The sequence below is a fragment of the Arthrobacter sp. 9V genome (assembly GCF_902506065.1).
GTDB lineage: Bacteria > Actinomycetota > Actinomycetes > Actinomycetales > Micrococcaceae > Arthrobacter.
In genome coordinates, this window is sequence record NZ_LR732912.1 from 1,694,609 (window position 1) to 1,708,324 (window position 13,716).

14 protein-coding genes are annotated in these 13,716 nt (G+C 61.7%); 11 read left to right on the plus strand and 3 right to left on the minus strand.

Features of this window, described 5'->3' with window-relative positions; genetic code table 11:
• Positions 1-135: 135 nt before the first annotated feature.
• From murA to BACI9J_RS07925, 4 genes are read left to right on the plus strand one after another with little or no spacing between them, the layout of a single operon-like run.
• Positions 136-1,461, plus strand: coding sequence for a UDP-N-acetylglucosamine 1-carboxyvinyltransferase (gene murA / locus BACI9J_RS07910; RefSeq protein ID WP_024817180.1), 1,326 nt, complete (start codon positions 136-138; stop codon positions 1,459-1,461).
• 11 nt (positions 1,462-1,472) lie between these two features.
• Entirely contained in the window at positions 1,473-2,246 is a 774-nt protein-coding gene (locus tag BACI9J_RS07915; protein ID WP_159733896.1) for a lysophospholipid acyltransferase family protein, read from the plus strand.
• Positions 2,243-3,295: an NAD(P)H-dependent glycerol-3-phosphate dehydrogenase gene (locus BACI9J_RS07920; protein ID WP_159733897.1), complete on the plus strand. Its 1,053-nt coding sequence runs from the start codon at positions 2,243-2,245 to the stop codon at positions 3,293-3,295. The genes BACI9J_RS07915 and BACI9J_RS07920 overlap by 4 nt, the downstream gene beginning before the upstream one ends.
• Positions 3,295-4,431: a D-alanine--D-alanine ligase family protein gene (locus tag BACI9J_RS07925; RefSeq protein WP_159733898.1), complete on the plus strand. Its 1,137-nt coding sequence runs from the start codon at positions 3,295-3,297 to the stop codon at positions 4,429-4,431. Before BACI9J_RS07920 ends, BACI9J_RS07925 begins: the two co-directional genes overlap by 1 nt.
• A gap of 35 nt (positions 4,432-4,466) precedes the next feature.
• On the opposite strand, the gene BACI9J_RS07930 is transcribed toward BACI9J_RS07925, so the two are convergent.
• Positions 4,467-4,976, minus strand: a complete 510-nt coding sequence (locus BACI9J_RS07930) for a DUF3515 family protein (protein ID WP_159733899.1) — start codon at positions 4,974-4,976, stop codon at positions 4,467-4,469.
• A 229-nt stretch (positions 4,977-5,205) separates the two neighbouring features.
• Between BACI9J_RS07930 and BACI9J_RS07935 the strand changes: the two genes are divergently transcribed.
• The 4 genes from BACI9J_RS07935 to rsmD are packed head-to-tail and all read left to right on the plus strand — an operon-like array spanning position 5,206 to position 10,163.
• Positions 5,206-6,219: a thiamine-phosphate kinase gene (locus BACI9J_RS07935; protein WP_201296534.1), complete on the plus strand. Its 1,014-nt coding sequence runs from the start codon at positions 5,206-5,208 to the stop codon at positions 6,217-6,219.
• A gap of 22 nt (positions 6,220-6,241) precedes the next feature.
• Positions 6,242-7,318 carry a DAK2 domain-containing protein gene (locus BACI9J_RS07940; RefSeq protein WP_159733901.1) on the plus strand — a complete coding sequence of 359 codons (1,077 nt, stop codon included), beginning with the start codon at positions 6,242-6,244 and terminating at the stop codon, positions 7,316-7,318.
• Positions 7,308-9,563 (plus strand): ATP-dependent DNA helicase RecG, encoded by a 2,256-nt coding sequence (locus BACI9J_RS07945; protein WP_159733902.1) that lies wholly within the window; start codon positions 7,308-7,310, stop codon positions 9,561-9,563. The genes BACI9J_RS07940 and BACI9J_RS07945 overlap by 11 nt, the downstream gene beginning before the upstream one ends.
• A gap of 33 nt (positions 9,564-9,596) precedes the next feature.
• On the plus strand, positions 9,597-10,163 hold the full coding sequence (gene rsmD, locus BACI9J_RS07950; RefSeq protein WP_159733903.1) for a 16S rRNA (guanine(966)-N(2))-methyltransferase RsmD: 567 nt from the start codon (positions 9,597-9,599) through the stop codon (positions 10,161-10,163).
• A gap of 22 nt (positions 10,164-10,185) precedes the next feature.
• Here rsmD and BACI9J_RS07955 read toward each other — a convergent pair whose 3' ends face one another.
• Together BACI9J_RS07955 and BACI9J_RS07960 are read right to left on the minus strand one after the other, a co-directional pair.
• Positions 10,186-10,845: a spermidine synthase gene (locus BACI9J_RS07955; RefSeq protein WP_159733904.1), complete on the minus strand. Its 660-nt coding sequence runs from the start codon at positions 10,843-10,845 to the stop codon at positions 10,186-10,188.
• A gap of 131 nt (positions 10,846-10,976) precedes the next feature.
• A complete protein-coding gene (locus BACI9J_RS07960) occupies positions 10,977-12,242 on the minus strand; it encodes an aminotransferase class I/II-fold pyridoxal phosphate-dependent enzyme (RefSeq protein ID WP_159733905.1) in 1,266 nt (421 codons plus the stop codon).
• A 35-nt stretch (positions 12,243-12,277) separates the two neighbouring features.
• Here BACI9J_RS07960 and coaD point away from each other — a divergent pair, with 35 nt between their 5' ends.
• The 3 genes from coaD to rpmF all read left to right on the plus strand — a co-directional run bounded on the left by coaD (position 12,278) and on the right by rpmF (position 13,709).
• The gene (gene coaD / locus BACI9J_RS07965; protein WP_159733906.1) at positions 12,278-12,778 is read left to right on the plus strand and encodes a pantetheine-phosphate adenylyltransferase; all 501 of its coding nucleotides are present in this window, start codon (positions 12,278-12,280) and stop codon (positions 12,776-12,778) included.
• Positions 12,779-12,944: 166 nt separating this feature from the next.
• Positions 12,945-13,472, plus strand: coding sequence for a YceD family protein (locus BACI9J_RS07970; protein WP_011775140.1), 528 nt, complete (start codon positions 12,945-12,947; stop codon positions 13,470-13,472).
• Between the two features lie 33 nt (positions 13,473-13,505).
• A complete protein-coding gene (gene rpmF / locus BACI9J_RS07975; RefSeq protein ID WP_011775139.1) occupies positions 13,506-13,709 on the plus strand; it encodes a 50S ribosomal protein L32 in 204 nt (67 codons plus the stop codon).
• Positions 13,710-13,716 lie beyond the last annotated feature (7 nt).

Sequence of the window (13,716 nt, forward strand, 5' to 3'; positions counted from 1 at the left end):
TTCGTTGTGGTATTTCCGGAGCCTGATCAGCGGCGCGTCGGGCGGTTCCATTTCGGATCGGTAAAGCGAGCTTCTATGCTTAGCTGGAGCCTTTGTAAGTTTGGGGGGCGAGTAGTCGTGAGGAAACCGGTATAGATGAGTAGTGTTCTGACAATCCGCGGTGGCGTCCCGTTGACCGGGCGCGTGACCGTTCGCGGTGCCAAGAACCTGGTGCCCAAGGCCATGGTGGCGGCGTTGCTGGGCAGCGAACCATCGGTGCTGAGGAACGTGCCGGAAATCAAGGACGTAGAGGTTGTCACCAGCCTGCTGCAGTTGCACGGCGTGACCGTTGTGAAGGATCCCGAATCGGGCGACCTCACTTTGGATCCCAAGGACGCGAAGACGGCCTCCAGCACGGCGATCGATGCCCATGCCGGTGATTCGCGGATTCCCATCCTGCTGTGCGGACCGCTGATCCATGCGATCGGCGAGGCCTTCATTCCGGATCTGGGCGGGTGCAAGATCGGCGACAGGCCCATTGACTATCACCTGAACGTGCTGCGGCAGTTCGGCGCCGTGGTGGAAAAGCGCCCCGGCGGCATCCACATCTCCGCCCCGAACGGCCTGCATGGAGCCAAGATTTCGCTGCCTTATCCCTCGGTGGGGGCCACCGAGCAGGTCCTGCTCAGTGCAACACGTGCGGAGGGCATCACCGAACTCATTGGCGCGGCCACGGAGCCGGAGATTATCGACCTCATTGCGGTCCTCCAAAAAATGGGCGCCATCATCAGCGTCCAGACGGACCGGACCATCCGCATTGAAGGCGTCAAGGACTTGCGTGGCTACAACCACCGTGCGCTTCCGGACCGCAACGAATCCGCATCCTGGGCGTCTGCTGCCTTGGTTACGCGCGGCGACATCTTTGTTGAGGGTGCTTCCCAGCGGGACATGATGACCTTCCTCAATACCTACCGCAAAGTTGGCGGTGGCATGGACATCGGCGACGACGGCATCCGTTTTTACCACCAGGGCGGTAAACTCTCCCCGCTGGTCCTGGAGACAGACGTCCACCCGGGCTTCATGACGGACTGGCAGCAGCCCTTGGTGGTAGCCCTTACGCAGGCGGAGGGTGTCTCGATTGTCCACGAGACTGTCTATGAAAACCGTTTCGGATTCACCGAAGCCCTTGCGCGCATGGGTGCGAACATTCAAGTCCACCGCGAGTGCCTGGGCAGTGTCCCCTGCCGGTTCGGGCAGCGGAACTTCCTGCACTCAGCCGTGATTTCAGGTCCCACTCCGCTCAGGGGCACCGACATCGACATTCCGGACCTCCGGGGTGGTTTCAGCCACCTCATTGCAGCACTGGCTGCCACAGGAACTTCCCGGGTTACGGGCATCGACATCATCAACCGCGGTTACGAGCGCTTCACCGAGAAGCTGGCCGGCCTGGGCGCCGATTTCGATATCACCACCACCAAGTAGCGGGGGCTCCTTTGAAGGAATCGGCCAAGAGCCGTGCAACGTTCGTGCTGCTGGCCGGCCTCGCCCGTCCGCTGATGAACCTCTTGATGTCCAAGAAGTGGGAAGGGTTGGAGAATCTTCCGCCCGGCGGCTTCATCGCCGCACCCAACCATTGCACTGAGATCGATCCCATCGTGATCGGACACATGGTGTACAACCAGAAGCGGCCACCGCACTTCCTCGCGAAGACGGGCCTCTTCAAAGTCCCTGTACTGGGATCGCTGCTTCACGCCACACGCCAGATTCCCGTTGAACGCTCGACGGCGGGAGCGAACCGCTCGCTGCAAGTCGCCAAAGAAGTGGTGGACGCCGGAGGTGCCATCATCATTTATCCCGAGGGCACTCTCACCCGGGATCCCGATCTGTGGCCGATGAAAGGCCATACAGGGGCGGCGAGGCTTGCGTTGCAGACCGGTGCGCCGGTGGTTCCCATGGCGCACTGGGGTGCACAGGAAGTTTTCCCGCGGTATGCCAAGCGGTTCCATGTGTTCCCTCGCAAAACTGTTCGCGTGCTGGTAGGGAAGCCTGTTGATCTCAGTGCGTTCAGCGGCCGGCCCATGGACCGGGCAACACTGACCGCCGCCACGGACGTCATCATGGACGCCATCACTGAGCTTCTTGAAAAACTTCGAGGTGAAGATGCCCCGGCTGAGCGGTGGGATCCGGCTGTCCACAAACAGTCCAAGCACGGCCGCTTCATCCAAGGCGGCTCTCCTGATGCGCAAGAAGGGAATGACAGCGAGTGACCACCGTGGACGGCACCGTCAACACACCGGACGTTGTGGCTGTTTTGGGGGCGGGATCCTGGGGAACCACGTTCGCCAAGGTCTTGGCGGACGCAGCTGCGGCTACCGGATCCGAGCGCAGCATCCGGATCTGGGGACGCCGTTCCGAGGTGGTGGAGCAAATCAATGCTTCGCACCGCAACGAGCAATATCTCAAAGATATTGACCTCCCACCTTCTGTCACGGCCTCAACGGACGTGCAGGAAGTGCTCAAGGAGGCCACGCTGGTGGTCCTCGCCGTTCCGGCTCAATCCCTGCGACCGCAACTCGGAGAGTGGAAACCGTTTCTCGCCCCGGATGCCGTGGTTGTCTCCCTGATGAAGGGACTGGAACTGGGCACGGACGCCCGGATGAGTGAAGTGATTGCCCAGGAGTTGGGTCTTCCTGAGTCGCGTGTGGCAGTGGTCTCCGGCCCCAATCTGGCGATGGAGATTGCCAGGGAGCAACCAACGGCATCCGTTGTTGCTTGCAGCGATGCCGAGACCGCTGCTGCCATAGCGCTGTGCTGCACGGCACCGTACTTCCGGCCCTACACCAGTACCGATGTTGTAGGCGTGGAAATCGGTGGAATCGTCAAGAATGTGATTGCCCTTGCCGTGGGCATTTGCGAAGGCCGGCAGATGGGTGACAACACCAAGGCTTCCGTGATCACACGTGGACTCGCAGAGACGTCCCGGCTTGCGCTGGCCCTTGGCGGAGAAGCCCACACCATGGCCGGTCTTGCCGGTCTCGGAGACCTTGTTGCCACGTGCTCTTCAGCCCTCTCACGCAACCACACCGCAGGCAGGCTTCTTGGGGAAGGTCTCACCCTTGAGCAAGTTGCTGAACGCATGACCCAGACAGCAGAGGGCATAAAGTCCGGCCCTGCTGTGCATGAACTCGCCGGCAAATTAGATGTTGAAATGCCTATTACTGCTGCCGTCGTGGCGGTGCTTGAAGGCAGAATGTCCGTTGATGACCTGGGGCCGCGACTACTGGCCCGGGCACTGAAGTCCGAAGGCGACTACTGATGGTGACTGACCAATCCACCCCCGTGACGGGCCGACCCCGCGTAGCGATCCTTTTTGGAGGGCGCTCCAGCGAACACGCCGTCAGCTGCGTCACCGCGGCCGGTGTCATGGGCGCGATCGACAAAAACAAGTACGAAGTCATACCGATCGGCATTGCCAAATCAGGCCAATGGGTTCTTGCCTCGGGCGACACCAGCCAGTGGTCCCTGAGCTCTGCAGCGCTTCCGGAAGTGGCGCCGTCGGGCAAAACCGTCACTCTGGCCGAGGTGGGGGGCGAGCATCAGCTCATCGTGACCGAGCCCAATGCCGTACCCCTGGAACTGGGTGCAGTGGACGTTGTCTTTCCCTTGCTGCATGGGCCGTGGGGAGAAGATGGAACCATCCAAGGCCTCCTGGAGCTTTCGGATACCCGCTATGTGGGCGCCGGCGTTCTGGCGTCGGCAGTGGGAATGGACAAGCACTTCATGAAGGTGGTGTTCGAATCCGCCGGGTTAAGCGTTGGCCCGTACGTGGCTGTTACGGACCGTGAATGGATCACTGACGCCGAGGCTGTTCGTAAGCGCGTGGACAAGCTTGGATTCCCTGTATTCGTCAAGCCTGCCCGTGCAGGCTCGTCCATGGGTATCTCCAAGGTGGACTCGATCGAAGGGCTGGACGCAGCAATAGAGGAAGCCCGCCACCACGACCTGAAGCTGGTCATTGAAGCAGGCATCGTGGGCCGCGAGATCGAGTGTGCGGTCCTTCAGGGCCGTGGTACCGAGGCTCCCCGTACGTCCATGCCCGGAGAGATCGCCGTGGCAGCAGGAGAGCACCAGTTCTACGACTTTGCGGCCAAGTATGTTGAGGACGGGGCTGCGGCCCTGAGCTGCCCGGCTGACATGCCGGATGAAGCAATCGCACGGGTGCGTGAACTCGCTGCAGTTGCTTTTGACGCCGTCGGAGCAGAAGGACTCAGCCGTGTGGACTTCTTCTACACCCCGGCCGGGGAGCTGATCATCAACGAGATCAATACGATGCCAGGGTTTACGCCCAAGAGCATGTACCCGCAGATGTGGGCGGCATCCGGTTTGGCCTACGGTGACCTGATCGATGAACTGATCCATCTGGCCCTGACCCGCAAGACAGGGCTGCGCTGACCTCACAGGAATTGGATTAGCCTCGCCGGAGGTCCCTACTGTGCGGAGGGCAGGTTCTGAAGGTCTTCCTGGCCCACGCACTTTCCTGTTGCCTTGATCTTGCCAACCGCAGCTGCCAATTCCGTCAGCACAGTTGCAGAACTGATGTTCGCTGCCTCAAGTTTGACCGGATCAATCAGGATTTCGGTGGCAGGTTGGCGACCGAACGTGGTCAGGGTGTAGACGGGATCGCCTTCCTTGATGACCCAATCGATGTCATTGACGCTCACGCAACGGTCCGTAGTGGGGCCGGGAACATTGACGCCGCAGCGGAGAATGACCTGGGAAGGATCGCCCCAGGCCGCAGTCGCCTGGCTGTTGGTTTTGCGAAGGGCAGCATCGCCGATCTGATCGGGAAGGGCAACCATCATGGGTGCGCAGGCAGGGTTGGCAGCATCTGCGGCTGCTGTGACGTCCACGGCCGGGGCGCAGGCTGACAAAGCGGTGACGGATACGGAAGCCAGGGTGATGGCCAGAGCAGTCCGGCGCAGGGTCTTTCGGTGCATCCGTCCAGCCTATCCCGCACGCGCTGGCTGGAAGATCCGCCTTGTCGCAGGTCACATTCCGGTGGACCGCCTGTTGAAATCCCGGGCGCAAGCCCCGTTGGAACGCCGCGGGGAAGTGCCGCATTATCCTGTCGGTGGGTCACGATACCGTAAAGCAGTGCCGGGATAAGATCCGGATGCAGTGTCACCGGAAAGGCCGGGAGTCGTGTCAAGAGAAGAATCGAGTGCAGTGCCAGTAGAACAGTTGACCGTCCAAGACCTCTCGGAGTCTGCGCTCCTCGCCAGGATCTTTCCGCGACTGCATCACACCCCCTCCGTTCTGCTGGGCCCCGGCGATGACGCTGCCCTGATCGCAGCACCGGATGGCCGGACCCTCATCTCCATCGATACCCAGACGCAGGACCAGGACTTCCGGCTTGAGTGGCCCAACGGCTACCGGACCACCGGATACGACGTCGGGTGGAAAGCCGCGGCGCAAAACCTCAGCGACATCAATGCCATGGGCGGCAGCGCAACCAGTCTCGTGGTGAGTCTGACAATGCCGCCGGAAACGCCCGTCGCATGGGTTGAAGCGTTTGCCGATGGACTGACGGCGGCGATTGTGGGCCTGGGTGCCCCGGACTGCTCGGTGGCCGGGGGAGACCTGGGCCGCGGGCGCGAGCTGGCGGTGACTGTCGCCGTCGTCGGCACGCTTGCCGGTTTGGCGCCGGTACTGAGGTCCGGTGCCAGGCCCGGGGATGTGTTGGCAGTTTCGGGGACGTTGGGGAAGGCAGCTGCCGGCTGGGCACTGCTGGAAAGCGACATTCCCTTGGAAAGCCTGTCAGCGGAGTTGCGGAGTTTGGTGGAAAAGCAATGCAGGCCGCTGCCTCCATTGGCCGCCGGACCTTTGGCTGCGCGTGCCGGCGCCACCGCCATGTTGGACATTTCCGATGGCCTGATGCGCGACGGAAGCCGCATGGCCGAAGCGAGCAACGTGGTCCTGGATTTCGATCCCGCGGCCTTGGAGAATTATGCAGTTCCTTTGTTACCCGCAGCGACGGCGCTTGATGCAGATGCCATGAGATGGGTATTGGGCGGGGGAGAAGACCATGGTTTGCTGGCCACGTTTCCGGCAACTATTCAGCTACCCCAGGGCTTCACTGCGATAGGCTCGGTTCAAGCCGTTGTCGAGCCGCCAGGCAGTGGCGTCCGGATTTCCGGGCAAACTGCGGACACCGTTGGATGGGATCACTTTGCAGACTAAGATCGCCGCGAATGCGCACGCCATGAAACGTTGGCTCGGCAAGGCGGAGGTGGTCCTGGGCAACCATAGCGACCGACTGAACGCGATTAACATTTTTCCTGTCGCTGACGGCGATACCGGAACCAACCTGTACCTCACCGTCCGGGCGGCCGTCGCTGCCTTGGGTGGAACAGCCACTGATGCTACGGAAACCGGAAACGACGTAGGGGCCTTGCTGTCCCGCGCCGGGCAGGCAGCCATGGAACAGGCCCGCGGCAACTCCGGCACCCTTTTTGCCGTGTTCCTGTGCGCCGCTGCAGAGCCCTTGGCCGGCAAATCGCGCCTTAGCGCGCCGCTGCTTGCAACTGCGCTGAACAGGGCACAGATCCGGGCCTGGTCTGCCTTGAGCGAGCCTGTGGCCGGCACTATGCTCTCGGTCTTGGAGGCCGCCGCACACGCTGCCCAGGCTGTAGACGCATCCCAGAGCGGCGACGACAGCAACCATGCACTGGGGCTCTCCCTGGACGCAGTGGTCGAGGCAGCCTACCAAGCTGTAGTCCGGACCGAGGATGAGCTTGCCCAGCTGCATGAAGCACGGGTTGTGGACGCAGGAGGCGTAGGGATGCTGTTGGTCCTCGATTGCCTGCGCGCCGCCGTCCTCGGCGAAGAACTCCAGGATGAACTGCTCGATGGCCTCCACGGTTACAAGTTGCAGGATCCGCACATCCATGAGCGCATGCCGGCCGACGACGGCGTGGAAGTCATGTGCACCATCAACCTTTCGCCGTTGAACGCGGCCATCCTCCGGCAGCGCCTGGACGAGATGGGCGAATCGGTGATTATGAGCCAGGTGGGCGGAGCTCAGGGCAGGGATGATGACGACGACGAATCAAGCGTCGAAGTCAGCTACAGATGGCGCGTTCACGTACATGTCCCGGATCCGGAGCCGGCAGTGGCACTTATCCGTTCCTTGGGAGAGCCCACCGATATCGCGGTCAGCCAATTGGCCATACCGCGTGAGAACGGCGAGGACCCTGCCACTGACGAAGCCTCGGACAGCGAGGCCGGCAGCTTTCACGAAACCTTCAATGTTCCGGGCCCGTCACGGCATGAATTCTGAGCTGGAACTGCCCCTGGAACGTAGGATAGGCAAGCGCTCCGCTGCCGTCATCGACAAACACTTGGGCCTCAAAACCACCGGAGCTTTGCTGAACTACTTCCCGCGCAGGTACTTGAGCCGTGGTGAACTGACGCCCATCAGTAACCTTCCGCTGGATGAGGAAGTCACGCTGATTGCCCGGGTACTGTCGAACAGCACGCGCCAAATGCGGGCGCGGCGGGGTTCGATCACGGACGTCGTGGTCACTGACGAGGCCGGAGGAGCCGGTGTTCCGGGTACGTTGAAGGTCAGCTTCTTCAACGGGTTCCGGGCCAAGGCAGAACTTCTTCCAGGCCGACGGGCCATGTTCTCGGGCAAGGTATCGCGATACGGCGGGGCCCTTGGGCTGACCAACCCTGACTTTCTTCTACTGGACGAGGACCCCGAAGCCGAGGGTTCCGTGGATCCCGAAAAGCTCGCTGCCATGCCCATCCCCGTCTATCCTGCAACGGCCAAGTTGACCAGCTGGTCCATTCACAAGGTGATTATGGCTTTGCTGCAAACCATGGACCTTGATTCCATGCAGGATCCACTTCCGGCAAGCATCGTCCGAAGAGACGGGTTGCTTAGCGTGGCTGAGTCATACCGGTTGATCCATTCACCCGAGGTCGCCAAAGATTGGCAGCGCGCCCAGGAGCGCTTCCGGTATCAGGAAGCCCTGGTGCTGCAAACGGCCCTGGCGCGGAGGCGCGCCCAGCTTGCCGCTGAAGAAGCCACTGCGCGCCGCCCGCGCAAGAACGGTCTTCTCAGCAAATTCGATCAGAACCTGCCCTTTACGCTGACCGCCGGCCAATCCGCCGTCGGAAAGACGCTGGCTGAAGAGCTCGGGCGCGACAATCCCATGAACAGATTGCTCCAGGGAGAGGTGGGTTCGGGCAAGACGATTGTGGCCCTGCGTGCAATGTTGCAGGTTGTGGATGCAGGGGGCCAAGCTGCGCTCCTGGCTCCCACCGAGGTCTTGGCGGCCCAGCATTTTCACTCCATCCGAAAAACTCTGGGGGCGCTGGCCCGTGACCAGGTCTTTGGTGGTGCGGGCATGCTCGGTGGTGACCCGGCCCAGGAAGCCGTGCAGGTGACGCTCCTGACCGGCTCCATGCCTACGGCTGTGCGCAAGCAGGCAATGCTGGATGCGGCCTCTGGAAACGCCGGCATCGTCATAGGCACTCATGCTCTGCTGAGCGATAAGACCAGCTTCCAGGACCTCGGATTGATTGTGGTGGATGAGCAGCACCGCTTTGGCGTTGAGCAGCGCGATGCCCTCCGGGCCAAAGCACAACGGCCGCCGCATTTGCTGGTCATGACCGCCACGCCGATTCCCCGCACTGTGGCCATGACCGTGTTCGGCGACCTTGAAACTTCCATCCTCGATGAACTGCCGGCCGGGCGCGCACCCATCTCTACGCACGTGGTGGGGCTCGCGGAGAATCCCGGTTGGGTGGACCGCATCTGGAAGCGTTCACGCGAGGAAGTCGACTCCGGTCATCAGGTTTACGTGGTGTGCCCCAAGATTGGTTCGGACGACGACGGCGACTTCAGCCCGGGCGAAGCGGAACCCAGCGATGCGGACCTCGCAGACGAAGGCCCGGCGCGGGAACTGGCTTCGGTGACGGCGGTTGTCGAAGCCCTGTTGGAGGAGCCGGCGCTGGCCGGCGTCCCCGTAGCGCCGCTTCACGGGCGCCAGGATCCGCAGTTAAAGTCGGAGACCATGGCTTCGTTCGCCTCCAACAACACCAAAGTGCTCGTGTCCACCACCGTCATTGAGGTGGGTGTGGATGTCCACAATGCCACGCTCATGGTGATCCTTGATGCCGACCGTTTTGGCATCTCGCAGCTCCACCAGTTGCGCGGCCGGGTGGGCCGCGGCGGATTGCCGGGCACATGCCTGCTGGTGACTACTTTGGAGCCCGGGCATCCGAGTCGTCGGCGCCTTGACGCGGTGGCTTCAACAACGGACGGTTTTGAGCTGTCCCAGGAGGATTTGAAACTCAGGAGGGAGGGAGACATCCTGGGTGCCTCGCAATCGGGCGGACGCTCCACGCTGAAGTTGCTCCGCGTACTTGAGCATGAAGACATCATTGCCCGGGCACGTACCGACGCCCAAAACCTGGTGTCCGAAGACGCGGCCCTGGACCATCAGCCCGCCTTGGCCGCCGCAATCGACGAATATTTGAACCCTGAGAAGGAGGCGTTCCTTGAACGCGGTTAGAGATCCCCGCACGCGCCGGCGTGGAGAATCCCTGTGAGCCGGATCATCGCCGGAGTCGGTGGTGGAAACCCGCTGACCAGCGTCCCCGGAACGGCCACGCGTCCCACCACGGACCGGGTAAAGGAAGCGTTGTTTTCCCGTCTGGAGTCCTTGGCCGTCATTGACGGTGCCCGGGTGCTGGACCTTTACGCAGGTTCGGGGTCCTTGGGCGTTGAAAGTGCCAGCAGGGGAGCCCGGACCGTGGACCTGGTGGAGTTCGATGCCAAAGCGAGCGATGTCTGCCAGCGCAATGCGGATCTGGTGAACCAGCTGCTCGGCGGCAAGAGGGTTTCTGTTCATCGTTCCAAGGTGGAGTCATTTTTGGAGCGCGCAGGCGATGCAGACGTGTGGGACCTGATTTTTCTTGATCCGCCTTATCCCTTGGATGAGCCGGCTCTGGGCGCTGTGCTGGCAAAGCTGGCGCCGCATGTGGACGGGGGGGCTGTTGTGGTGGTGGAGCGGAGTTCGCGGAGCCCGGAACCGTCATGGCCGGAGGCGTTGGAGTGCTTCGCCGACAAGAAGTACGGTGAGACCAAGCTGTGGTTCGCTGAACCGGCCTAAGGCTGCGGGTCTTTAGGGGGCGCTAGCCTGATATTGCGTCCAGCGCAACGCCCGTGAGGACAGTGGCAGGGTGGGGGCCGTGGGTCAGCAGTTGCGCTGTCCACTCCTGAGGCCACGGTTTGCCGGTGCCCACCAGGACGATGTTGCCCGGGTAGCGTCCTGCGAACATCCCGGTTTCAGCGAAGGCTGCCACATCCTGCATGGCCAGGCGCAGTGCGGCCACCTGGCTGCGAACGAGCGTCAGTGCAGGTTCGTCCCCCACATTGATGATCAGCACGCCGTCGGGCTGGAGCCGCGCCGCTGCTTCTTCGTAGAATTCGCGGCAGGCGATATGGGCAGGGGCCTCCGGCCCGGAGAAGATGTCCAGAATCACGACGTCGAACATCACCTGGGCGGGAAGCTCAGCCAACGATTCCCGGGCGTCGCCTATAAGTGTGGTCAACGCGGTGCCCTCAGGCATGGGCAGATTCTGGAGTACGAAGTCCAGGAGTTCCCGCTCAAGCTCTACGGCGAATTGTTCGGAGCCGGGCCGGGTGGCTTGGATATAGCGTGCCAAAGTGAGGGCCCCCGCGCCCAGGTGGAGGGCTTTGATGGGCTTTCCGGGCTCTGCCGCCAAGTCAACTACATGCCCGATCCTTCGCAGGTATTCGTAGAAGATGTGGGAGGGATCGGCCAGGTTCACATGGGATTGTTCGGCGCCGCCAATGCTGAGGATATAGCTGCCCTCAATAAGTGTGTCGGCCTCGATCCTCGCGTGTTGGCCTGTGGTTCGCAGGAAGCGCGTTGCCTGGTGATGGCCGGAGCCCGCGGCGTTCAGAGCCTGTCCTTGAGGGTGGCGAGCCGTGCGGCGGCATCTTCGAGGACGTCGGTCTTCTTGCAGAACGCGAATCTGAGCAGGCTGCGTGTGCGGTCCGCGCCTTCCGGATGGCAGAACACGGGGACCGGGATGGCTGCCACTCCAACGAGCCCCGGCAAGCGCCTGGCCAGTTCAACGGAGTCGAGGATGCCCAAGGGGGCAGTGTCCACGTTGATGAAGTAGGTGCCGCTGGGGTTGTACACGCCGAATCCGGCAGCGCGCAGCCCCTTGGCAAGGATGTCCCGTTTGCGGCGCAGGGTAGCGGCGATGCCGGTATAGAACTCATCGGGAAGGCCCAGGCCTACGGCGATGGCGCTTTGAAATGGCGTGCCGGAGCTATATGTCAGGAACTGCTTGACGGTGCGAACCGCGGCTACCAAATGTTCGGGGCCGGTAAGCCAGCCGATTTTCCACCCGGTGAAGGAGAAGGTCTTACCCGCAGAGGAGATGGTGATGGTGCGTTCGCCGGCGCCGGGTAGCGAGGTGATGGGAAGGTGCGTCACGCCGAACGTGAGGTGCTCGTACACTTCGTCGCTGACAATGATGGCACCGTACTTTGCGGCCAGGTCCACAATCCTGGCCAGTACGGATTCCGGGAAAACGGCGCCTGTGGGGTTGTGCGGATTATTCAGGAGGACAACCTTGGTGCGGCTGCTGAAGGAGTTTTCCAAAACGGTCAGGTCGGGAAGGAAATCCGGGGCCAGCAGGGGAGCCGTAACGTGTTTGGCTCCGGCCATGCCGATGATGGCGCCGTAGGAGTCGTAGAAGGGTTCGAAGGTAAGGACTTCGTCGCCGGGTTGGACGAAAGCGAGCAGCGTGGCTGCTATGGCCTCTGTGGCCCCTGTTGTGACCAGGACTTCGGTTTCCGGATCCGGGGTCAGCCGGTAGAAGCGTTGCTGGTGCGCGGCGATGGCTTCCCGGAGTGCCGGAACGCCTTTGCCGGGGGCGTATTGGTTGGCGCCGGCCGTGATGGCGGATTGGGCCGCGGCCTTGATCTCTGCCGGGCCGTCTTCGTCGGGAAACCCCTGGCCGAGGTTGATGGCGCCGGTGGACACTGCCAGGGTGGTCATTTCCTCGAAAATTGTCACTCCCAGGCCTCCTCCGGGGGAAAGCAGGTTGGCTCCCATGGCTGCCCGCTGCCAGGGTGCCGGCTTGGTGTCCCGGGGAGTGCCGGCGCTCAAATCAAGGGAAGGGCTGCTGCCTGCGGATGCCATGTCAGCCATGGTATCCCGGCGAAGTCATGGGGTAGGTTCGTCTCATGAGACGCGCGGTATGCCCTGGATCCTTTGACCCTATCCACAACGGACATCTCGAAGTCATCGCCCGGGCTGCCGGCCTGTTCGACGAAGTCATCGTGGCCGTGTCCACCAATTACGCCAAGAAGTACAGGTTCAGTCTTGAGGACCGCATGGAGATGGCCCGCGAAACGCTGGCCTCCTTGCGCGGGATCATCGTTGAGCCCATGGGTGAGGGGCTGTTGGCTGAGTACTGCCGCCACCGGGGTGTTTCAGCCATAGTCAAAGGCCTTCGCTCATCTTCGGATTTCGATTACGAACTGCCAATGGCCACCATGAACCGCCAGTTGACCGGCGTCGAAACGGTCTTCCTGCCTGCCGAAGCGCATTACCTGCACCTTTCCTCTACCTTGATCAAGGAGATCAACGTCCTTGGTGGTGACATCTCGGACTTTGTCCCCAAATCGGTGCTGAAAAGGCTTCTCGCTGGCGAGCCGGCAACGGATCAGCCTCGCAAGGGGTAGGCTTGACGGGTACCTTGCGCCCTTAGCGCGGAGTTCCCAAGCTGAAACCACTGCGCATTCACCTGTGCCCGGCGTCGGTTTGAGTCCTCAAGCGTGATCAGGCTAAGATGGTACGTCGGTCATATGTTCTACAGGAGTTCTCATTAAGCGAGATGCAAGTTCGCCCTTGGCGCTGGTAGTCAAGGACCTTGGACGTAGTCCAGGGACCATGCGGACACTCAACGAGCATGTACCTGCGCCAAGTGACCTTGGTGTGGCGCTCATTGGCGTAAAGGAAGGCTCGGATATCGAGCTGGATCTTCGTCTTGAGGCCGTACACGAAGGAATTCTGGTATCCGGAACCGTAGACGTCGAAGTAACGGGCGAATGCGGTCGATGCCTGGATCCCCTTGCGTATGACCTTGAGGTCAATGTGCAAGAACTTTTCTTCTATGAAGGTGTTGAGCTTTCAGGCGAAGAAGACGATGAAGAGCAACGTCGAGTCGAGTACGATCTGATCGATCTTGAGCCGGTGTTGCGGGACGCAGTTGTCACTATGCTGCCGTTCCAGCCGGTGTGCCGGGAAGACTGCCAGGGTCTGTGTTCCGAATGCGGAGCGCGCCTGGAAGACGAGCCGGGGCACCACCACGAGGTCATTGACCCTCGCTGGGCTGCCCTAGCTGATCTGGCTAAGACTGACCGGCAAACCGATTAGTAAGTGTTCGTCTAAGAGAGAAATGAGATAGCCGTGGCTGTTCCCAAGCGGAAAATGTCTCGCGCAAATACACGCGCCCGCCGTGCCCAGTGGAAGGCAACTGCCCCCAACTTGGTCAAGACCATCGAAAACGGTCAGGTTACCTACAGCCTGCCGCACCAGGCAAAGGTCGTTACTGACTCTGCCGGCACCGCGCTGTTCCTTGAATACAAGGGCCGCAAGGTCGCAGACGCCTAATCTGCCG